Source organism: Pseudomonas sp. C5pp, assembly GCF_000814065.1.
In the GTDB taxonomy this organism is placed as follows: Bacteria; Pseudomonadota; Gammaproteobacteria; order Pseudomonadales; family Pseudomonadaceae; genus Aquipseudomonas; species Aquipseudomonas asiatica.
This window is the reverse complement of the sequence record NZ_JWLN01000009.1, coordinates 108724-129527: the sequence shown is the minus strand read 5'-3', so window position 1 is coordinate 129527 and position 20804 is coordinate 108724. Positions and strand designations below refer to the sequence as shown.

At 65.0% G+C, this 20804-nt stretch carries 15 protein-coding genes and 1 pseudogene; 10 read left to right on the top strand and 6 right to left on the bottom strand.

Going from position 1 to position 20804, the window contains the following annotated elements:
* Positions 1-6: 6 nt before the first annotated feature.
* Entirely contained in the window at positions 7-540 is a 534-nt protein-coding gene (locus RR51_RS09635) for a PqiC family protein (protein ID WP_039613339.1), read from the top strand.
* Positions 541-678: 138 nt separating this feature from the next.
* On the opposite strand, the gene RR51_RS09630 is transcribed toward RR51_RS09635, so the two are convergent.
* On the bottom strand, positions 679-2457 hold the full coding sequence (locus RR51_RS09630; RefSeq protein WP_082044677.1) for a phosphoethanolamine transferase CptA: 1779 nt from the start codon (positions 2455-2457) through the stop codon (positions 679-681).
* Between the two features lie 153 nt (positions 2458-2610).
* On the opposite strand from RR51_RS09630, the gene RR51_RS28660 reads away from it, so the two are divergent.
* Entirely contained in the window at positions 2611-2757 is a 147-nt protein-coding gene (locus tag RR51_RS28660) for a DUF2986 domain-containing protein (protein WP_023662626.1), read from the top strand.
* A 161-nt stretch (positions 2758-2918) separates the two neighbouring features.
* On the opposite strand, the gene RR51_RS09625 is transcribed toward RR51_RS28660, so the two are convergent.
* Positions 2919-3287, bottom strand: coding sequence for a hypothetical protein (locus RR51_RS09625; protein WP_013972093.1), 369 nt, complete (start codon positions 3285-3287; stop codon positions 2919-2921).
* Positions 3288-3573: 286 nt separating this feature from the next.
* On the opposite strand from RR51_RS09625, the gene RR51_RS09620 reads away from it, so the two are divergent.
* A complete protein-coding gene (locus tag RR51_RS09620; protein ID WP_039613337.1) occupies positions 3574-4065 on the top strand; it encodes a GNAT family N-acetyltransferase in 492 nt (163 codons plus the stop codon).
* 60 nt (positions 4066-4125) lie between these two features.
* Here RR51_RS09620 and RR51_RS09615 read toward each other — a convergent pair whose 3' ends face one another.
* The 3 genes and pseudogenes from RR51_RS09615 to RR51_RS09605 all read right to left on the bottom strand — a co-directional run bounded on the left by RR51_RS09615 (position 4126) and on the right by RR51_RS09605 (position 8346).
* Positions 4126-5499, bottom strand: coding sequence for an 8-oxoguanine deaminase (locus tag RR51_RS09615; protein ID WP_039613336.1), 1374 nt, complete (start codon positions 5497-5499; stop codon positions 4126-4128).
* Positions 5500-5723: 224 nt separating this feature from the next.
* Positions 5724-6757, bottom strand: a pseudogene (locus RR51_RS29085) (aldehyde dehydrogenase family protein); the annotation flags it as partial.
* Positions 6758-6966: 209 nt separating this feature from the next.
* Positions 6967-8346, bottom strand: coding sequence for an APC family permease (locus RR51_RS09605; protein WP_039613335.1), 1380 nt, complete (start codon positions 8344-8346; stop codon positions 6967-6969).
* Between the two features lie 281 nt (positions 8347-8627).
* Here RR51_RS09605 and RR51_RS09600 point away from each other — a divergent pair, with 281 nt between their 5' ends.
* The 4 genes from RR51_RS09600 (at position 8628) to RR51_RS09585 (ending at position 15735) form a co-directional block, all read left to right on the top strand.
* A complete protein-coding gene (locus tag RR51_RS09600; protein ID WP_039613334.1) occupies positions 8628-9470 on the top strand; it encodes a helix-turn-helix domain-containing protein in 843 nt (280 codons plus the stop codon).
* Positions 9471-9512: 42 nt separating this feature from the next.
* Positions 9513-10895 (top strand): aspartate aminotransferase family protein, encoded by a 1383-nt coding sequence (locus tag RR51_RS09595; protein WP_039613333.1) that lies wholly within the window; start codon positions 9513-9515, stop codon positions 10893-10895.
* 191 nt (positions 10896-11086) lie between these two features.
* A complete protein-coding gene (locus RR51_RS09590) occupies positions 11087-12580 on the top strand; it encodes an aldehyde dehydrogenase (protein ID WP_039613332.1) in 1494 nt (497 codons plus the stop codon).
* Positions 12581-12849: 269 nt separating this feature from the next.
* Entirely contained in the window at positions 12850-15735 is a 2886-nt protein-coding gene (locus RR51_RS09585; RefSeq protein WP_039613331.1) for an HD domain-containing phosphohydrolase, read from the top strand.
* 214 nt (positions 15736-15949) lie between these two features.
* Here RR51_RS09585 and RR51_RS09580 read toward each other — a convergent pair whose 3' ends face one another.
* Complete coding sequence (locus RR51_RS09580; RefSeq protein WP_039613330.1) at positions 15950-17662, bottom strand: FAD-dependent oxidoreductase; 1713 nt, start codon at positions 17660-17662, stop codon at positions 15950-15952.
* A 194-nt stretch (positions 17663-17856) separates the two neighbouring features.
* Here RR51_RS09580 and RR51_RS09575 point away from each other — a divergent pair, with 194 nt between their 5' ends.
* From RR51_RS09575 to RR51_RS09565, 3 genes are all read left to right on the top strand, one after another.
* Positions 17857-18633, top strand: a complete 777-nt coding sequence (locus tag RR51_RS09575; RefSeq protein ID WP_023662480.1) for an IclR family transcriptional regulator — start codon at positions 17857-17859, stop codon at positions 18631-18633.
* Positions 18634-18773: 140 nt separating this feature from the next.
* Complete coding sequence (locus RR51_RS09570; RefSeq protein WP_039613329.1) at positions 18774-19826, top strand: Gfo/Idh/MocA family protein; 1053 nt, start codon at positions 18774-18776, stop codon at positions 19824-19826.
* A gap of 17 nt (positions 19827-19843) precedes the next feature.
* The gene (locus tag RR51_RS09565; RefSeq protein WP_039613328.1) at positions 19844-20659 is read left to right on the top strand and encodes a sugar phosphate isomerase/epimerase family protein; all 816 of its coding nucleotides are present in this window, start codon (positions 19844-19846) and stop codon (positions 20657-20659) included.
* Positions 20660-20804: the final 145 nt, after the last annotated feature.

Here is a 20804-nt window from a genome sequence, read left to right as displayed (position 1 = left end):
CAGCCGATGCTTCGACTGCGCAATGTATGTGGCGCCGGCCTGCTGGCAGTGCTGTTGGGCTGCAGCAGTACCCCGAACAACTATCACACGCTGGTACCGAGCGAGCCTGTACGCGACGTTGGCCAGCGCATCCAGGTGGCGAGGGTGGTCGTGCCGCCGCAGGTGGACCGCCCGCAGTTGGTGGTGCGACAAGGGCAGAGCGGCCTGGCCATCCTCGAGACGGAGTGGTGGGGCGCCAACCTGGTGGATGAGTTCCGCAGCGCCTTGCAGGACCAGTTGGGCGGGCCGGTGGGTGGCGGCAAGGTGTTGTTGCGGGTGGACGTGCAGCGCTTCGATACCGTGCCGGGGCGCTACGCCTCGCTGGAGGCGGTATGGCGCCTGACGCGCTCGGGGGAGGCCGAACTGACCTGCCGTACCTCGCTACAGACGCCCGCAGACAACAGCATCGCCAGCCTGGTCAATGCCCACCAGGCCAACCTGCGCAAACTGGCCGAGGCGGTGCGGGTGAGTGCCCGGCAGGGCAGCTGTTCTGCATCCTGAGCGTCTCGCGGACCGTTGTAGGAGCGGCCTTGTGTCGCGATAGGGCCGCATGGCGGCCCCAGCAATCGTTGTTGTAATGCTTAAAGCCGGGGACCGCTTCGCGGCCCTATCGCGACACAAGGCCGCTCCTACAAGCAATCAGTTCAGGCGTCCAGCATTCTGTTTCTTGCCACTGCTGACCATTTCCTGTGCCCGCTCGGTTTTGTCCATTGGCAACTGGTCGAAGTCGCGCAGGCCATCCTTGCGGTACGGGTCGCCGATCCAGCGCGGCGCCACCAGAAACTGCGGGCTCACCAGGCTCTTGGCCGGCTCGTAACGGTCGTAGCTCAGCCCAGCCAGGTCGGACAGGGTATGGATCAGGTGCGAGCTGCTGTAGGGGCGATCGGCCATCGCCTGCAAGTCGCGCGGGTGCTCGGCCTGCCAGCTTGGCGAAGTCCACAGCAAGAACGGGATGGTGTACATCGGCCGGGTCGGCGCGCCTTCGTTGCGCCCCAGGCGGTCGTGGTTGCCAGAGCTGTACACATCTTCGCCATGGTCGGACAGGTACAGCAGGAAACCATTGGGGGAACTGGCCGAGTAACGCTTGATCAGGCTAGACACCACGTAGTCGTTGTAGCGCACCGCGTTGTCGTAGAAGTTGTAGGTTTGCACCTGGTCGTCGGTCAGCTTGCCGGGCACCCCCTGGCGGTCGTTGAAGTGCGCGTAATCGTCCGGGTAGCGGTAGCGATAGTCCATGTGCGTACCCAGCAGGTGCACGATGATGAACTTGTTTGGCGCCGGGTCCTGCAGGGCCTTCTCGAACGGCGACAGCACCACGTCGTCGTATTGGCTGGCATTCTGGTTGCGCTGGTTGTTCAGGTAGACCGGCGCGTCCGTCTGCTGCGAGAAGGTGGTCAGCATGGTGTTGCGCTTGGTCATGGTCTGCTGGTTGGTGATCCAGAAGGTCTTGTAGCCGGCCTGTTTCATCAGGTTGATCAGCGACGGGTCGGTGAGGAAACGGTCCGGGTTCTGCTCGTCGCCGAAAGTGAGGATCTGCTGCATCACTTCGATGGTATACGGGCGTGGCGACACCACGTTGCGGAACACCGTCAGGCCCTTGTCGCTGGCGGCCAGCGCATCGAGGTTGGGCGTGGTGTCGCGGTTGTAGCCATACAGGTGCATGTGTTCGCGAGTGGTGGATTCGCCCAGCACCAGCACCAGCGTGCGTGGCGCTGCACCACTGCTGTCACGCAGGTTCTGCAGGGGCGGCAGCGCGGCGTTCTTGGCCAGCAGCTCTTGCATGTTGTCCAGTTGCTGGCGGTACTGGCGGTAGCCGACCAGCAGTTGCCAGGGCACGGCGGGCTCCATGCGTTGCTGCACTTTCTCCGCCGCGTCGGCGAAGCTGCGCTCCTGGGTGACCATCTGCTTGTAGAACGGGTACACCAGATTGGCCAGCAGCAACAGGGCGACCACCGGCAGGCGGCTGCGCAGTGGCAGGCTGACCGGGCGTATGCGCTTCCACAGCAGCACCGCCCCCAGCGTGTACAACAGCAATGCCAGGCCCAGCCAGGCGCTGAAGTACTGGCTGAAGTACTCACCGGCCTCGGCGGTGTTGGACTCGAACATCACGAAAATGACGCTTTGCGAGAACTCCTGGCGATAGATGCCGAAGTAGCTCAGGCCCACCAGCGAAGCAGCCCACAACACCAGGCCGATGACCGCTGCCGTGGCGCGAGTGAAGCGCGGCAGCAGCAGTACCGGGGCCAGCCACAGGCTGCTGAGGAAGAATGCATCGCGAAAACCGGCGAACCCGGTGGTACCGCTGAACAGCAGCAACGCCTGGGTCACCCCCGAGAAGTACCAGAAGAACAGCAAAAGCCAGCCCAGGCCGGCCCAATCCACGCGCTTGGGCGAGGAGGGGGATGGAGTGTGTGACACGTATGCCTCGTCGTACTTGGCGGCCAGCGGATGTGCTCGTGGCCGGAAAGGGCGTGACGCTAATCTGCCGAGCGTGAAAATAACGTCAACGAGACGCTGGCCCAGGCAAGGTATGATGTATTCAGCCAAACCGGACTGACAGGTCGAGTGAGAATGAACCGTCGCAAGAAGATCAAGCAGCTACTGCAGGCGCACGCCAAGAAGGCCAGTGCCAAGCTGGCGCCGCGCAAGCCCAAGTACATTTGCAAGGCCGACCGTTTGAAGATGGAGGCCGAGGCTGCGGGGGATACCCCCACCTGACTGGCTGGCGCGGACCTTGTAGGAGCGGCCTTGTGTCGCGATCGGGCCGCAGAGCGGCCCCCTGGTTGCAGCATTACGGCAACCAATGCTGGGGCTGCTGCGCAGCCCTTTCGCGACACAAGGCCGCTCCCACATCGAGCGTGCCAACTGCGGATCAACGATCAACGGCGATAGTAGCGGTAGTCATCGTTATAGCGGTGGTGCATGGCCCGCTCATGGCGGTGCTCCCAGTCGCGGCGCCGTTCCCAGTCGCGTCGGCGTTCCCAGTCTCGCCGGCGCTCCCAATCACGGCGGGCCTGCTCGCGCCGCCACTGTTCGCGGCGCCAGTCGCTGCGGTGGTCATGCCAGCGGTCGTCATCGTGGGCCAGCAACGTGGCTGGCTGTTCATCGGCCACACTGGCCACCCTGGACCAGGGGTTGCCGGCAGGCTGCAACGGTGATTGAACCGCCGGGGCAGCCACTGCGGGCGCCTTCATCTGTGTTGCCGATGCCGTGCCCATCGCCGCGAACGAGAACAGGCCGAGCAGCATCAACCTTGCGACATGTATTTTCATGAGCGAAGCCAACCTCTGATAACAATTGAGCCATCAGGCCAGCAGGTGTCGGGCGAACCTAGTCTCGCGTTCCGTTTCCTTTCTGTGCCTCCCACATAGACCGGTAAACGGGAAAAAGTTCGCAGCGGCAACAACTTGTAGAACTTCAGCGCTTCAAAAAAGGGCACCTTGCGCCTATGGCGACACAAAACAAGCTGTACCTGTGGCAGCGGCGCTCATTTACCATGGCGGTTGTTTTTGCCCATTACCAAGGAAACCCGCCATGAGCGCCCCCCAGTTTCGCACCCCCACAGCCGCCGATGCCGAACGCTGCTATGCCATCGAAATCGGTGCCTACGAAGGCGACGAGGCGGCCACGCTGGAGAAGATCCGCACCCGCATCACGCAGTATCCGCAGGGCTTCCTGGTGCTGGAAAATGCGGGCGAGATCGTCGGTTTCATCAACAGCGGCTGTGCCCACGAAGTGGTGATGTCCGATGAGGCATTCAAGGAGTTGGTCGGGCACGACCCGGCGGCGCCACACGTGGTGATCATGTCGGTGGTGGTAGACCCGGCGCACCAGGGCAAAGGTTACGCCAAGCGGTTGATGGATGAATTCATCGTGCGCATGAAGGCGGCGGGCAAGCTGACCATTCACCTGATGTGCAAGGAACAGCATGTGGCGTTGTACCAGAAGCTGGGGTATCAGTACGTGAAACCGTCGCCGTCGGACCACGGCGGCATGGCCTGGCATGAGATGCTCATGGTCCTCTGATTTCGCAAGACACGGCAGCGTTGCCGGCGATGGGCCGCCAAGGCGGCCCCGAATGGTTGCTTACTCGCCGCTGACCAGTTGGCGTGCCAACTGGTTGTGGCGCTCCAGCACCCGTGGCAGGTCGACCGTGGCCAGCTGGCCGTCCTTCACCACCACACGGCCATTGATGACACTGGTGTGCACTTGGGTCGGGGTGCAGAACACCAGCGCCGCCAACGGGTCGTGGTGGCCACCGGCATAGGCCACGTGGCTGAGTTCGAAGGCGACGAAATCGGCCACCATGCCTGGCGCCAGTGCGCCGATGTCATTGCGGTTGAGCACCTTGGCGCCGCCGAGCGTTGCAATTTCCAGCGCCTCGCGCGCAGTCATCGCGTCGGGGCCGAAGCCCACCCGTTGCAGCAGCAAGGCCTGGCGCACTTCACCGATCATGCTGGCGCCGTCGTTGGATGCCGAACCGTCGACCCCAAGGCCCACCGGCACCCCATGGTCGCGCATCTTGCGCACCGGCGCGATGCCCGAGGCCAGGCGCATGTTCGAGCATGGGCAGTGGGCGACACCCGTGCCGGTGCGGGCGAACAGCTCGATGCCATTCTGGTCGAGTTGCACGCAGTGGGCGTGCCACACGTCGTGGCCGACCCAGCCGAGGTCTTCGGCATATTCGGCGGGGGTCATGCCGAACTTCTCGCGGCTGTAGGCGATGTCGTTGACGTTCTCGGCCAGGTGGGTGTGCAACGACACCCCGTACTGGCGCGCCAGCACGGCGGCTTCGCGCATCAGGTCGCGGCTGACCGAGAACGGCGAGCAGGGCGCCACCACGATGCGGCGCATCGAGCCGTGGCGGGCGTCGTGATAGTCCTCGATCAGGCGCTGGGATTCCTTGAGGATGTCGGCTTCCTTTTCCACCACCGAATCAGGCGGCAGTCCGCCCTGGCTGCGGCCCACGCTCATGCTGCCGCGCGCGGCGTGGAAGCGCATGCCGATCTCGTCGGCGGCATGGATGCTGTCGTCGAGCTTGCAGCCGTTGGGGTAGATGTACAGGTGGTCGCTGGAGGTGGTGCAGCCGGACAGGATCAGTTCGGCCATGGCGGTCTGGGTCGACACCGCGATCATCTCGGGGGTCAGGCGTGCCCAGATCGGGTACAGGTTGGTCAACCAGTTGAACAGTTCGCCGTCCTGGGCCGCCGGCACCACGCGGGTGAGGCTCTGGTACATGTGGTGGTGGGTGTTGACCAGCCCAGGGATGACCACCTTGCCGGCCATGTCCAGCACCACGTCGGCGTGCTGTGGCAGGGTATCGCTGGGGCCGACCTGGCGGATCAGGTTGCCTTCGATGAACATTCCGCCGTTCTTGATCTCGCGGCGTTCGCCGTCCATGGTGACCAGCAGTTCGGCGTTTTTGACCAGTAGCGTTGTTGGAGCATTTGTAGATGACATGGCTTAAGCCTGTCGCAATACGCATCGGCGATTACCGATGTCATAGGCGCATGGCATTGTAAGCAAGGTTTTTGTGGATTGTATACAGGGCTGATGGTCCTGTGCCGGCCTCTTCGCGGGTAAACCCGCTCCCACAGGTACTACACAGAATTCAAGCACTGTGCAGTACCTGTGGGAGCGGGTTTACCCGCGAAGAGGCCAGTACAGGCTACCTCAATGTCAGATCAAGCCGCGCCACGGCTGGCAACACCATCCACCAACCGCGCAATCCCCAGCGGGTTGGCACGTTTCAGCGCATCCGGCAGCAGCGCATCCGGGTAGTTCTGGAAGCACACCGGGCGCAGGAAGCGGTCGATGGCCAAGGTACCGACCGAAGTGCCTCGGGCATCGGAGGTGGCCGGGTATGGCCCGCCATGCGCCATCGCGTCCGATACCTCTACGCCGGTCGGGTAGCCGTTCAGCAGCAGGCGCCCGGCCTTGCGCTCCAGCAGCGGCACCAGTGCAGCAAAGGCACGCAGGTCGTCCGGTTCGGCAGTCAGGGTGGCCGTCAGCTGGCCTTGCAGGTGGCGCAGCGCTTCGGCCAGTTGCTGGGCATCGGCCACTTCCACCACCACGGTGGTCGGGCCGAACACTTCTTCCTGCGGCAGCGGGTCGCTGTCCAGCAGCAGGCTCACGTCCGCCTTGAACAGCTGCGGCTGGGCCTGCTTGCCGGCTTGTGGCTGCCCGGCCAGGTGCTGGATGCCAGGGTGCGCCAGCAGGTGCTGTACACCGCTCTGGTAGCTGCGCAGGGTGCCGGCGTTGAGCATGGTCTGCGGCGCCTGGTCGGCCATGCGCGCCACCGCGCGGTCAATGGCCGCGGCCACGTGGGCAGCGGTCAGCATGTGCCCGCTGTGGGCCTTAACACCACCGGGCAGCCGGCCGCCAGCGCCGAGGCGGTATCACCGCCGGCGGTGGAGAAGGCCAGCGGGAAGTTGCTGGCACCGAATACGGCCACCGGGCCGACGCCGATGCGGTACTGGCGCAGGTCCGGGCGTGGCAGCGGGGTGCGCTCGGGCAGTGCACGGTCGATGCGCGCACCGAGGAAGTCGCCACGGCGCACCACATCGGCGAACAGGCGCGGCTGGTTGCTGGTGCGGGCGCGCTCACCGCGGATGCGTGCCTCGGGTAGAGCGGTTTCGCGCATCACATGCTGGACGAAGTCATCGCCTAGTGCGTCCAGTTCGTTGGCGATGGCGTCGAGGAAGGCGGCGCGCGCGGATCAGGTGATAACGTTCTGTTATCGCGTGGCCTGCTATTGAGGAACGATGTTCGAGCGTGTGCCATTCCCAGTGGGAGCGGGCGCGCCCGCGAAGCGCCCGACACGGTGTATGGCACCGGCTTTGCCGGTGTTCGCGGGCACGCCCGCTCCCACAACGACCGCGCAGGCTTCCAGGTCTGAGCAAGGCGGTTGTGGGGGCGCTGTTTGTTTCACTCGGCCATCTGCAACTCCGGCAGCTTCACCCTGAACGCGCGGGTAAGCCCCAGTAGCACCACAAGGCCCATGCCCATCCAGCACAAACCGATGGTGAACGACAGGCTGGTAAGGCTGCTCCACAGCCACAACGTGCTGAGGAAGCCCAGGCCGGGAATGGCGCCATACAGCAAGTAGTTGCGACCACCACGCAGCTTGTGGTCGATGAGGTAGTGCTTGACCACGGCCAGGTTCACCGCCGAGAAGGCGAACAGTGCGCCAAAGCTGATCATGTTTGCCACCGTGTCGAGGGTGATCACCAGGGCAATCAGCGACAGCAGGCTGACCAGCAGGATGGCCGTGGCCGGTACGCGCTTTTTCGTCACCAGCTGGCCGAACGCGCGGGGCAACGCACCGTCGCGGCCCATGGCGAACAGCACCCGCGACACGCTGGCCTGGGACACCATGGCCGAGGCGAAACAGCCGGCCACGTAGGTGGCGGTGAAGGCGGTCACCAGCAGCTCGCCACCGACCCGGCGCATCACATCCACCGACGCCGAGTCCGGGTCGGCGAAGCTGCCCCAGTCAGGGAACACCATCTGTGCGCAGTACGACACCACCAGGAACAACATGCCGCCGATCAGCGACACGGCAAGGATCGCCACGGGAATGCGGTAGGTGGGGTTGCTGGTTTCCTCGGCCATGGTCGAGACCGCATCGAAGCCCAGGAACGACAGGCACAGCACGGCGGCGCCGGTCATGATCAACGGCACGCTGAAGCCTTCGTGGTGAAACGGCGCCAGCAGCGACACCGGCTGCGCCTGCCCGCTGAGGTTGTGGATGGACAGGGCGACGAACACGATGATGAACACCAGTTGCACCACCACCAGTATCCAGTTCACCCGGGTGATCGACTCGATGCCGATCAGGTTGAGGAAGGTGACCAGGGCAATGGAGCCGGCCACCCACACCCAGGCGTGGATGGCCGGGAAGTACTCCGACATGTAGATGCCGATCAGCAGGTAGCTGAGCAGCGGCAGGAAGATGTAGTCGAGCAGCAGGGTCCAGCCGGTGATGAAACCGATGTGGCTGCCGAAGGCCTTGCGGGTGTAGGTGTAGACCGAGCCGGAGTAGGGGTGGGCCTGGACCATGCGGCCATAGCTGTAGGCGGTCAGCAGCATGGCGGCGAGGGTCAGCAGGTAGGCGATGGGCAGGTGCCCCTTGGTCATCTGGGTGACCAGCCCATAGGTGGTGAATACTGCAAGGGGGACCATGTAGGCCAGGCCGAACAGCACCAGGGCGGGCAGCCCCATGGACTTGCGGAAACGGCCGTTGCTGGCGGTGGGTTGCGACGGGCTATGTGCAGGGCTATGGGCTGTACTTGTTGTTGTATGCATTGCTAACTCCTGGAAAGGGATGCAGGACGCCGCGGTATGCGAGCGGGCTCGATACCGGTAGGTGTTGTGCAAGGAGGTCGAGCGGGTGGCTCGCAGCGCTGGGGCGGGTTGATGCTCCCACACCCCGCCGGTACCCGGAATCACCCTTTGGGGTGAGCCGGCAGGGGGCTTTGCCTGCTCACCCCAAAGGGTGATTTCGGTGTTTGCAGTGCCATGGGAGTATCTGGCCAACGACGCACCGCACTGGCGGCGGTGCCTTTACTTGAGACGGCAGGCCCAAAGTGACTGATCAATTGCTTTCGCAACAGTGGTTCGAGCACCAGGCCAAGGTCACCGAGGCAATCGGCCGACCGGGCTTTGCCGCCACCTTGTTTGCTGCGCTTGGCGTGATCCGGCCGATCCAGGCGACCACGGTGTACCTGTACCCGCACGACGGCATGCCCTGCGCGCTGTTCGAGCAGGACGACAAGGCGCCCTGGCAGCCCGAGGGCAATGTCAGCCGCTACCTGTCCGGCTTCTATCTGCTCGACCCGTTCTACGGCGCCTGTGTGGAGCAGGTCGAGTCCGGTTGCTACGGCCTGTTCGAAGTGGCGCCCGACCATTTCGAGGTCAGCGAGTACTACCAGTCGTTCTACCGGCACTCGCACCTGGAGGATGAGCTCAACTACATCCTGCAGGTCGCGCCCGGGCAGAGCCTGGCAGTATCGCTGGCGTTCACCGACAAGCTCGATGGGCAAACCCGTGAGTTGTTCGCGCGTATCACGCCCTGGGTGCTGGCGGTGCTCAGCAAGCATTTCGCCGGGCTGGACAGCCGCGCCGGGCGCTTCGAGAACATCCTCGAGCAGCGCATCCACGCGGCGCTGAACAACTTCGGCAGCTCGCTGCTGACCGAGCGTGAATGCCGTATCGCCCAGCTGATCCTGCGGGGCCACTCGACCAAGTCGCTGGCCGAGCGCCTGGGGGTGTCGGAGGACACCATCAAGTCACACCGCAAGAACGTCTACGCCAAGCTCGACATCGGCACCCAGTCCGAGCTGTTCTCCCTGTTCATCGACGCGCTGGCCAATGCCCAGGGCGTGCTGGGCAAGGACCCGCTGGAAAGCTACATGGGCAAGCTGCGCTGAGCGCAAGCCACCCTGCAACCCCACCGCAAAGGAAAACCAACAATGAATGCGCCTTTCGCCCCGCAACGCCAGACCCGTGACTACCAGGCAGCCGATGCCGCGCACCACATCCATGCCTTCCTCGACCAGAAGGCGCTGAACGCCGAAGGGCCGCGGGTGATCGTCGGTGGCGAACGCCTGCACCTGTGGGACAGCGAGGGCAAGCGCTATCTGGACGGCATGTCCGGCCTGTGGTGCACCCAGCTCGGCTACGGCCGTCGCGACCTGACTGCTGCCGCAGCCACGCAGATGGACCAGTTGGCCTACTACAACATGTTCTTCCACACCACCCACCCGGCGGTGATCGAACTGTCCGAGCTGCTGTTCAGCCTGTTGCCGGGGCACTACAGCCACGCGATCTACACCAACTCCGGCTCCGAGGCCAACGAGGTGCTGATCCGTACCGTGCGCCGCTACTGGCAGGTGGTTGGCCAGCCGGACAAGAAGATCATGATCGGCCGCTGGAACGGTTACCACGGTTCGACCCTGGCGGCCACGGCGCTGGGTGGCATGAAGTTCATGCACGAAATGGGCGGGTTGATTCCGGATGTGGTGCACATCGACGAACCGTACTGGTACGCCGAGGGCGGCGAGCTGACCCCGGCGGAGTTCGGCCGCCGCTGCGCCCTGCAGCTGGAGGAGAAAATCCTCGAACTGGGTGCCGAGAACGTCGCCGGCTTTATCGCCGAGCCGTTCCAGGGCGCGGGCGGCATGATCTTCCCGCCGGAAAGCTACTGGCCAGAGATCCAGCGCATCTGCCGCCAGTACGACGTGCTGCTGTGCGCCGATGAAGTGATCGGCGGCTTTGGCCGCACTGGCGAATGGTTTGCCCACGAGTACTTCGGCTTCGAGCCCGACACCCTGTCCATCGCCAAGGGCCTGACCAGCGGCTACGTGCCCATGGGCGGCCTGGTGCTGAGCAAGCGCATTGCCGAGGCGCTGGTGGAGCGGGGCGGGGTGTTCGCCCACGGCCTGACCTATTCCGGCCACCCGGTGGCGGCGGCGGTGGCCATCGCCAACCTGAAGGCGCTGCGTGACGAAGGCATCGTGCGCCAGGTGAAGGAAGACACCGGGCCGTACCTGCAACGCATCCTGCGCGAGGTGTTCGCCGACCACCCGTTGATCGGCCAGGTGCAGGGTGCCGGGTTGGTGGCGGCGCTGCAGTTCGCCGAGCACAAGCCGACGCGCAAGCGCTTTGCCAACGAGAACGACCTGGCCTGGCAGTGCCGCACCTTCGGTTTCGAGGAAGGGGTGATCATTCGCTCCACCCTGGGCCGGATGATCATGGCGCCGGCACTGATCGCCAACCACAGCGAGCTGGATGAGCTGGTAGAGAAGACCCGCATTGCCGTGGACCGCACGGCGCGCCTGGTCGGCAAACTCTAAAAACCTGTGAGCGCTCCGCAGCCCCTGTGGGAGCGGGTTCACCCGCGAAGAATGCGACGCTGTGCATCGCACCGGCTTCGCCGGTGTTCGCGGCGGTTCGACGCCTCGATGAACCCGCTCCCCCAGCGCTGTATCGACACTGCACCTTACGAGCAACAGAGAGACCGCCACGACGGTCGCCTGGAGTACAAATGTACACCCTCGAATTCTGGCAACAACGTGCCTCGGACCTCTACCTCCCGGCCAATGCACTGATCGACGGCAAGCCCGTCAACGCACAGGACGGCGCCACCTTCGCCGCCATCAACCCCGCCACCAACAAGGTATTGGCCCAGGTCACCGCCTGCGGTCAGGCCGAGGTCGACCTGGCCGTCGCCAGCGCCCGCAGGGCTTTCGAGCAAGGCCCATGGCCGCGCATGGCCCCGGGTGAGCGCAAAAAAGTGCTGCTGCGCCTGGCCGAGCTGATCCTGGCCCATCGCGAAGAACTGGCCCTGCTCGACTCGCTGAACATGGGCAAGCCGGTCATGGACGCCTACAACATCGACGTGCCGGGCTCGGCGCAGGTGTTCGCCTGGTACGGTGAGGCGCTGGACAAGCTGTACGACCAGGTGGCACCCACCGCGCCCAATGCGTTGGCCACCATCACCCGCGAAGCCCTCGGCGTGGTCGCCGCCGTGGTGCCGTGGAACTTCCCGCTCGACATGGCCGCCTGGAAGCTCGCCCCGGCGCTGGCTGCCGGCAACAGCGTGGTACTCAAGCCCGCCGAGCAATCACCGTTCTCGGCCCTGCGCCTGGCCCAGCTGGCGCTGCAGGCCGGTGTGCCGGAAGGTGTGCTGAACGTGGTGCCGGGCCTGGGCGAGCAGGCCGGGCAGGCACTGGGCCTGCACCCGGACGTGGACTGCCTGGTGTTCACCGGTTCCACCCAGGTGGGCAAGTACTTCATGCAGTATTCGGCCCAGTCCAACCTCAAGCAGGTATGGCTGGAGTGCGGCGGCAAGAGCCCCAACCTGGTGTTCGAAAACTGCCAGGACCTGGACCTGGCTGCGGAAAAGGCGGCATTCGGCATCTTCTTCAACCAGGGCGAAGTGTGCTCGGCCAACTCGCGGCTGTACGTGCAGCGCTCCATCCATGACGAGTTCATCGAGCGCCTGCAGGCCAAGGCCCGCCAGTGGCTGCCAGGCAACCCGCTGGACCCGGCGAGCCGTGCCGGTGCAATTGTCGATGCCGGTCAGGCTGGCCGGATCGAAGCCGCCATCGCCCGCGCCGGGCAGGATGGCGCGCGGTTGGTGTGCGGTGGTCGGCGCCTGACTATCGATGGTTCGGACAATTATATCGAGCCGACCATTTTTGCCGGTGTCGATGGCCGTATGAGCTTGGCGCGGGAAGAGGTATTCGGGCCGGTGCTGGCGGTCAGTGCCTTCGACAGTGAAGAGCAGGCCGTGTGCCTGGCCAACGACAGCATTTATGGGCTGGCGGCGTCGGTGTGGAGCGATGACTTCAACCAGGTGCACCGCGTGGCACGGGCGTTGAAGGCCGGCACCGTGTCGGTGAACACGGTCGATGCGCTGGACGTGACGGTGCCGTTCGGCGGCGGCAGGCAGTCCGGGTTTGGCCGCGACCTGTCGCTGCACTCGTTCGACAAGTATTCGCAGCTCAAGACCACCTGGTACCAGTTGCGCGCCTGATACCCTGAAGGCATACCCAGGACCTGTAGGAGCGGCCTTGTGTCGCGATAGGGCTGCAAAGCAGCCCCAGGGTTTCAGCACAGATGCACAAATTGCCGGGGCTGCTTTGCAGCCCTGTCGCGACACAAGGCCGCTCCTACAAGGGCCAGTGCTGGCTAGAAGAGCCATGCAAGACTAAATTTCTTCTCTAGCCCGGCAAAAAGCCCGTCCGCCCTCTACACTGCTGCGGGTATCAGCCAAGGCAATGTGCCATACATGGAGTACCTGAGATGGGCTGCGTGTCGAATGGTCGTGCTGCTGGCAACGCTGGACGTGGCATTTCACTGCAGTGGCTGGTGGCACTCGCCATCGTGCTGGGCATGTTGCTGCTCGGCGCCGCCCTGGCCTGGCAGGGCTATCACGGCATTCGTCAGACCTTGGTGGCCGCAGCGGGTGATTCTGCCCAGCAAATAGGCAAGACCATCGACGAGCGCGCCCGGCGCCTGATCGACCCCGTGCACAGCAGCATCCGCCTGCTCGCCCACAACCCGGCCGCGCAAACCCCGGCTCAGCGCCTGGAGCGCTTGCCGCAACTGGTCGAGACGCTGGACGCCAACCGCATGCTAAGTGCTGCCTACATCGGTTATCCCAGTGGTGAGTTCCTGCTGGTGCGCCGCTTGCGCGACCCGCAGATGCTGCAGCGTTTCGCTGCGCCGCCGGGCACGGCATTTCTGGTGCAGAGCGTCAGCCGTGAGGGCGGGGCGGTGCAGGGTGAGTGGCGCTTCTACGACCGCTCGCTGAACCTGCTGCAGGCCCAGGCCAAGCCTGAATACCGCTACGATCCGCGCACGCGCCCATGGTTTGTCGAAGCCAGTGCCCAGCCCACCACCGTGCTGACCCACCCCTATGTGTTCTTCACCACCCGCGAGATCGGCCTGACCATGGCCCAGCGCAGCCTCGACGGCGGGGCGGTGATCGGCATGGACGTTTCGGTCGACGACCTGGCCAGTGAGACTCAGGGCCTGCGCATGACCCCCGGCACCGAGATCGTCGTGATCGACGACCAGGGCAGCGTGGTGGCCTACCCGGACCTGCAGCGGGTAATCGTGCACGAAGGGCAGGCCGTGCGCTTGTCGCGCATCGCCGAACTGGGCATTCCCAGCCTGGAGCACCTTTACGCCGACCTGCCGCAAGGCACCCGGCCGCAGCCTTATCAGGTGGACGGGCAGACCTGGTATGGCATGCGTGTGCAACTGACCAACCTGGCCGGGCAGGACCTGCAGGTGCTGATTGCCGTGCCAGGCCATGAGTTGCTGGCCGGTGCACGCAAGGTACTGCTCGAACAGTTGCTCTGGACCGCTGCCCTGATAAGCGTGCTGCTGGTGCTCGGTGGTGTGCTTGGCCGGCGTATCGGCCGCCCGTTGCGGTTGCTGGCTGAACAGGTACAAGGCCTGGCTGGCTTTGATTTCAGCCGCGAAGTCGGGGTGCGCTCGCGGGTATCCGAAGTGCGCGAGCTGAGCCGCGTGCTTAGCCGCATGTCCGGCACCATCCGCAGCTTTCAGGCGATTACCCTCACACTCAGCAGCGAGCGCGACCTGGAACGCATGCTCGACGGTGTGTTGACCCATCTGGTGGAAGCCGCCGGGGGCAGTGCCGGCGTGGTTTACCTGTTCGATGCCGAAAACGCCTTGCTGCGCCTGGCCGCTGCCTGCCATGGCGAACAGTACCCTGGCGAGCTGGCCGTGGATGAGACTGCCCAGCAGCACCTGGCCACGGCAGTGAGCCAGGCCCTCGGCCTGCATGAGGGCACCCTGGCCTTGGTGCTGAATGACCGCAGCCAGGCGCTGCTGGGCATATTGATCCTGCAACTGGGCGATGGACATGTACACGAGCAGGCAGGCCAGCCGTTGCGCAGCTTTGTCGCGGAACTGTCCGGGGTGGCGGCGGTGGCGATCGAGACGCGCCAGCTGGCCGAAGCCCAGCAACGCCTGCTGGATGCCATGATCAAGTTGCTGGCCGATGCCATCGATGCCAAGAGCCCCTATACCGGTGGCCATTGCGAGCGGGTGCCACAACTGGCGCAGATGCTGCTGGACCAGGCGGTGGCGGCCGAAACCGGCCCGTACGCCAGTTTCAACATGACCGCGGCTGAACGCTACGAATTCCACGTCGCGGCCTGGCTGCACGACTGTGGCAAGGTCACCAGCCCCGAGTATGTGGTGGACAAGGCGACCAAGCTGGAAACCTTGTACAACCGTATCCACGAGGTGCGCATGCGTTTCGAGGTGCTCTGGCGGGATGCCGAGCTGGCTTATTGGCAAGGCCTGGCCAGCGGTGGCGACCAGCAGGCGCTGCAAGCCACCCTGGTGCGCAGCCAGACGCAGCTGCAGGACGACTTCGCCTTCGTCGCCCAGGCCAACATTGGCGGCGAGTTCATGCAGGACGCCGACATCGAGCGCCTGCAGCAGATTGGCCAGCGCCTTTGGCAGCGCCATTTCGACAACCGCCTGGGCATCTCCCGTGATGAGCTGGAGCGCTTTGCCGACGTGCCTCCACCTGCGCTACCGGTTGACGAGCCACTGCTGGCCGACCGCCCCGAGCATTGCGTACCCTGGGGCCCCCGCAAGCCGCCGGTGGCCAAGGACGACCCGCGCAACCGCTGGGGCTTCGACATGCGCCTGCCGGCCTGTGCCAGCAATTACGGCGAGCTGTACAACCTGGCGATCCGCCGCGGCACGCTGAATGACGAGGAACGCTTCAAGATCAACGAACACATCGTGCAGACCATCATCATGCTCAGTTCCTTGCCGTTCCCCCGCCAGCTCAAGCGGGTTCCGGACATCGCTGGCAACCACCACGAGAAAATGGACGGCAGCGGCTACCCGCGCAGGCTGGGCAAGCAGGACCTGGGGATTGCCGAGCGGGTGATGGCGATTGCCGACATCTTCGAGGCGCTGACCGCGGCCGACCGGCCCTACAAGGCGCCGAAGACCTTGTCCGAGTCGGTGAAGATCCTGGTGGGCATGGCCCGCGGCGGGCACATCGACGGCCAGTTGCTGGAGCTGTTCCTCAGCAGCGGGGTGTACCGCCAGTATGCCGAGCGGTTCCTGCGTGCCGAGCAGATCGACGAGGTGGATGTGGCGTACTGGCTGGGGCAGATGCGTTGCCCAGCTTGAGCGAAAAATCAGATTCAGCCCCTTCCTTGTAGGCCAATGGGCCCAGCACTTTGCAGTAAGGCTTTATTGAAGTGTCGCCAGGGCTGGCCTCTTCGCGGGTGAACCCGCTCCTACAGGATCCTGTAGGAGCGGGTTTACCCGCGAAAGGGCCGGCTCAGGCACTCAAGATGTTTCAGCACTCCCACAGGGCACAGCCATCAGTGACCCGCTCACCTCATTCATACCCCTGCGCCCCGGCAATATGCCGCCCGGCCACATAGCCAAAGGTCAGCGCCGGGCCCAGGTTGATACCACCCGACGGATACCAGCCGCCAAACACGCTGGCCATGTCGGTACCCGCCGCATACAGGCCAGCAATCGGCTGCCCAGCTTCATCCAGCACCCGGGCATTCCCGTCGGTGCGCAGCCCGGCAAAGGTGCCAAAGCAGCCGGGCTGCACCTTCACCGCATAGAACGGCCCATGTTCGATGGGCGCCACGCAAGGGTTTGGCCCCTTGTGCTGCGGGTCACCCTGCTTGCGGTTGAACGGTGTGGAACCTCGGCCGAACGCCGGGTCCTGGCCGTTGCGGGCATGGTTGTTGAAGTCGCTGACCGTGGCGCGCAACCCTACCGGGTCGATGCCGCAGGCCTGGGCCAACTGCTCGAGGGTGGCAGCCCGCTTGAGATAGCCGCTGCGCACGTGCGGCCACACCGGCAGTGGCGCCGGGCGGGCGTGGCCCAGGCCGTAGCGGCGCAGGAAACGGTGGTCGCAGACCAGCCACGAACACACCTCTTCGCCCTGCGGCACCGCCGCGATCATCGCTGACACGTAGTCGTAGTAGCCATGCGCTTCGTTGACGAAACGCTTGCCGTTGGCCAGCACGCCGATGATGCCCGGTTTGCCGCGTTCGATGATGTGCGGGAAATGGCCGACGCTGCCGTCGCGGTGCGGCACTCGCGAAACCGGCGCCCAGGCCACCGGCGACTTCAGGTCGGTAGCGACCACACCGCCGGCCGACTCGCCCAGGCGCAGGCCGTCACCCGAACAACCCTTGGGGGGCAGGGCCAGGTTGTCATGGCCACTGGCATCGCGCGGGAACAGTTGCTGGCGGCGGGCGTTGTCGTTGGGGAAGCCACCCGCCGCAAGCACCACGGCCTTGGCACGGATCAGTTGCTCGCCCTGCGGTGTAGCCACCAGCGCGCCCCGCACCTGGCCATCCTCGACCAGCAGGCGTTTGGCCGGCGCCGATTCCTGCAGGCGCACGCCCAGGTCTTGTGCCGACCTGGCCAGGCGGGCCACCAGCGCCACGCCGTTGACCAGTTGCATCGCCCGGCCATACCGGGCCAGGTGGTACAGGTGGCGGCCAAAGCGTTTGCACACGTGCAGCAAGGCCTTGGGCGAGCGGGTCATGTTGAGGAACGCGGCAAGGTCGGCACCCGCCATTATCGGCATGCCCATGAACGAGGTTTCGCGCATGGTCTTGCGCAGGCGTGGCAGCAGCGCACCCACCTCGCGGGCGTCATAGGGCGCGGCAATCACCTGGTGCCCGCCCTGGGCCGCGCCCGGTGTGTCGCCATGCATGTCGGGGATGCCGTTGCCGTCGGCAAACTGCAGCGCCGTGTGCTTTTCGAAAAACGCCACCATGTGCGGGCAGGCTTCGAGGAAGGCGTCGACGCGTTCGGCGTTGTAATACGCCCCCAGTTCATTGCGCAGGTAGGTACGCGGCTGCTCGATGTCTTCCTCGATGCCGGCCCGGCGTGCCAGCGGGTTGCGCGGCACCCAGGCCCAACCACCGGACCAGGCGGTGGCGCCGCCGAACACTGGCTCCTTCTCCACCACGATCACCTTCTGCCCATGCCAGGCCGCCGTCACGGCCGCAGCCAGCCCGGCGGCACCAGAACCTATGACCAGCACATCGCATTCGGTTTCGTAGGGAGCGGAAGGCATTGCGGGATTCCTGTATTGTTATTGGAACAAGGTTCCACATTCTTATCGGCAGCGAATCGGCCCGCAAGGGTATGGCGGCCCTTCCGGGCAAGTAATGGGCGATAACCGGACAGTTCGTGCCGCCCTTGCTGCGGCGGCTATCGGCGGTGTGGAATCATCTTCTAGAATTCGCAGAAATTTCAGGGACCTGTGTCATGGCTGGTAGTCAGATCGAACGCGCCTTCAGTCTTGTAGAAAGCCTTACCGGTGAGCCGCAAGGGCTGCCGTTGCAAACCCTGGCCGAGCGCCTGGATATCCCCAAGAGCGCCACCCATCGCATGCTCACCGAGCTGGTGCGGCTGGGCTATGTGCGGCAGAACCGGGACAACAGCCGCTACCAGCTGTCGGCCAAGCTGGTGGCGCTGGGCTTCCGCTACCTGGCCAGCAGCGGTGCCGACATCATTCAGCCGATTCTCGACCGCCTGGCCCAGGACAGTGGCGAACTGGTGCGCCTTGGCGTGATCGACGGCGCCCGCCAGACCTGGATCGCCAAGTCCCAGGGTGCCCGCTCCGGGCTGCGCTATGACCCGGACATGGGCCGCGACGCGCCGCTGTTCTACACCGCGTCCGGGCATGCCTGGCTGGCCAGCCTGGACGATGAGCAGGCGCTACAGATGGTATTGCGCCAGGGCATTGCCGACCCGGCGCAGTTCGGCCCGAATGCGCCGCGCTCCACCGACGAGTTGCTCAGCTACCTGCGCCGCGCCCGCGAGCGCGGTTATGCCTGGGTCGAGGAAACCTCGGCCATTGGCACCTCGGCCCTGGCTGCGGTGGTGCGCCGCCCGCAAAGTGACGAGGTGATCGGTGTGCTGAGCATTGCCGGGCCCAGTGCGCGCCTGGCGCAAAGCCGCCTGGCAGAACTGGCGCCGCTGTTGCTGGCGGCGGCAGAGGAACTGTCGGCGGCCAGCCGGGCCAGTGAGTTGTTCGCCTGAAGGTGCATTTCCGGTCGATTACCGCACACTCTGTCCTGCGGCTTCTTCTTAAAAGCTGAACCTGGTTCTAAATTGTCGAATGTGGATTGTGGAATAAGATTCCGGAATCCGCATGACAACAATGACAAGAGGACAGGCTGTTGAACGCACCCCTTCGTATTGCCTTGATCGGCGCCGGCAGCATGGGCCGCCAGCATTACCAGCATTTGCTGAATGTGCCGCAGGCCCAGCTGTGCGCTGTGGCCGACCCGGGCCCGCAGGCCGAGGCCTTTGCCGCCGAATGCGGCGTGCCTTGTTTTGCCGACCACCGCCAGATGCTGGAGCACGCGCGTCCCGAGGCAGTGATCGTCGCCAACCCGAACAACCTGCATGTCGCCACCGCCCTGGACTGCGTCGAGGCCGGTGTGCCGGTGCTGGTCGAAAAGCCGGTGGGCGTGCACCTGGATGAAGTCCGTGCGCTGGTGGAAGCCTCGCGCCGCCACGATGTGCCGGTGCTGGTCGGCCATCACCGCCGTCACAACCCGCTGATCGCCAAGGCGCACCAGGTGATTGCCGACGACAAGCTGGGCCGGCTGATCAACGTCACCGCGCTGTGGCAGTTGCAAAAGCCCGACAGCTATTTCGACACCCCCTGGCGCCGCGAGCCGGGCGCTGGCTTCCTGCTGACCAACCTGATCCATGACCTCGACCTGTTGCGCCACCTGTGCGGCGAGGTGGTACAGGTGCAGGCATTCACCCGCAACGATGTGCGCGGTTTTGCCAACGAGGACAGCGCCGCGGTGCTACTGCAGTTCGCCAATGGAGCATTGGGCAGCCTGACTGGCTCCGACGCGGTGGCCGCGCCGTGGAGCTGGGAGCTGGACTCCGGCGAAAGCCCCGTCTACCCGCGTCAGGATGGCCAGCCGTGCTACCTGCTGGCCGGCACCCAGGGGGCGCTGAGCATTCCGCAACTCAAGCGCTGGCACTACGCCGAGGCCGGGTCGGGCTGGCACACGCCGTTGTTGCAGAGCGAGGAAAGCATCCCCGCCGGCGAGGCATTGACCTTGCAGTTGCAACACTTCGTACGGGTTGCCCGGGGTGAACAGGCGCCGCTGATCGATGCCGCCGATGGTGGCCGTACCCTGGCGCTGATCGAGGCGATCCGCCAGGCCGCGGAAACTGGCCGGGCCTGTGTGCCCGAGCACATTGCTTGAATTGTCGGGTGACGATAATGACTGATCGAATTTTCTCTCTGGCAGCGCTGACGGTACTCGAGCTGTCCCCGCCGGACATGGTCGAGGCAGCAGCCCGCGCCGGTTACAGCCACGTTGGCCTGCGGCTGGTGCCTGCCACCGAGCAGGAGCAGCATTTCCCGTTGGTGGCCGATGCCGGCCTGCGCCGGCAGACCCAGGCGCGCCTGCGCGACACGGGCATCAAGGTGCTCGACCTGGAGATCCTGAGGCTGAAGCCGGAAACCTGTGTCGCCGATTTCGAGCCGATCCTGGCGGTGGGCGCCGAGCTGGGCGGCACGGAGCTGCTGGTGGCTGGCAACGACCCGGATGAAGCGCGGCTGACCGAGCGCTTTGCTGCGTTGTGTGACCTAGCGGTGGGGTATGGCATCCATCCGCATCTGGAGTTCATGCCCTGGACTGATGTGCGTGATCTGCGCCAGGCCATGCGGGTGGTGGCCAACGCCGACCGTGCCAATGGCTGCGTGCTGGTGGATGCCTTCCACTTCAACCGCTCCGGTTCTTCGCTGGACGATCTGGCGCAACTGGCACCGCAGCGCATGCGCTATGCCCAGCTGTGCGACGTTGCCGGCCCGGTGCCGGCCGAGATGGAAGAGATCCTGCGCCAGGCACGCAACGAGCGGCGCTTCCCGGGCGAGGGCGATGCCGATCTGGTCGGCCTGCTGCGCAGCTTGCCGCCAAATGTGCCGTTGAGCCTGGAGATCCCCACACGGCAGTTGCTGGAACAGGGCATGAGCGGCGAACAGCGTGCGCGCATGGCGCTGGAGCAGGCCATGGCAGTGTTGGCCAGAGTCTGATTGATAGAGCGCGGCGCATGGCACGGGCTACCGCCCGTGTTCGCGGGCACGCCCGCTCCCACAGGTACAGCGCATGGCTTGAGCCCTGTGGAGCCCTTGTGGAAGCGGCTTTAGCCGCGAACACCGGCGCAGCCGGTGCCAGGCA

Bases quoted from the DNA above. Each gene is read 5' to 3' on its own strand.
- RR51_RS09605 (WP_039613335.1), bottom strand. From the start codon at position 8,346: ATGCATACAACAACAAGTACAGCCCATAGCCCTGCACATAGCCCGTCG.
- RR51_RS09565 (WP_039613328.1), top strand. From the start codon at position 19,844: ATGACTGATCGAATTTTCTCTCTGGCAGCGCTGACGGTACTCGAGCTG.
- RR51_RS09580 (WP_039613330.1), bottom strand. From the start codon at position 17,662: ATGCCTTCCGCTCCCTACGAAACCGAATGCGATGTGCTGGTCATAGGT.
- RR51_RS09590 (WP_039613332.1), top strand. From the start codon at position 11,087: ATGTACACCCTCGAATTCTGGCAACAACGTGCCTCGGACCTCTACCTC.
- RR51_RS09615 (WP_039613336.1), bottom strand. From the start codon at position 5,499: ATGTCATCTACAAATGCTCCAACAACGCTACTGGTCAAAAACGCCGAA.
- RR51_RS09625 (WP_013972093.1), bottom strand. From the start codon at position 3,287: ATGCTGCTCGGCCTGTTCTCGTTCGCGGCGATGGGCACGGCATCGGCA.
- RR51_RS09575 (WP_023662480.1), top strand. From the start codon at position 17,857: ATGGCTGGTAGTCAGATCGAACGCGCCTTCAGTCTTGTAGAAAGCCTT.
- RR51_RS28660 (WP_023662626.1), top strand. From the start codon at position 2,611: ATGAACCGTCGCAAGAAGATCAAGCAGCTACTGCAGGCGCACGCCAAG.
- RR51_RS09620 (WP_039613337.1), top strand. From the start codon at position 3,574: ATGAGCGCCCCCCAGTTTCGCACCCCCACAGCCGCCGATGCCGAACGC.
- RR51_RS09595 (WP_039613333.1), top strand. From the start codon at position 9,513: ATGAATGCGCCTTTCGCCCCGCAACGCCAGACCCGTGACTACCAGGCA.
- RR51_RS09635 (WP_039613339.1), top strand. From the start codon at position 7: ATGCTTCGACTGCGCAATGTATGTGGCGCCGGCCTGCTGGCAGTGCTG.
- RR51_RS09585 (WP_039613331.1), top strand. From the start codon at position 12,850: ATGGGCTGCGTGTCGAATGGTCGTGCTGCTGGCAACGCTGGACGTGGC.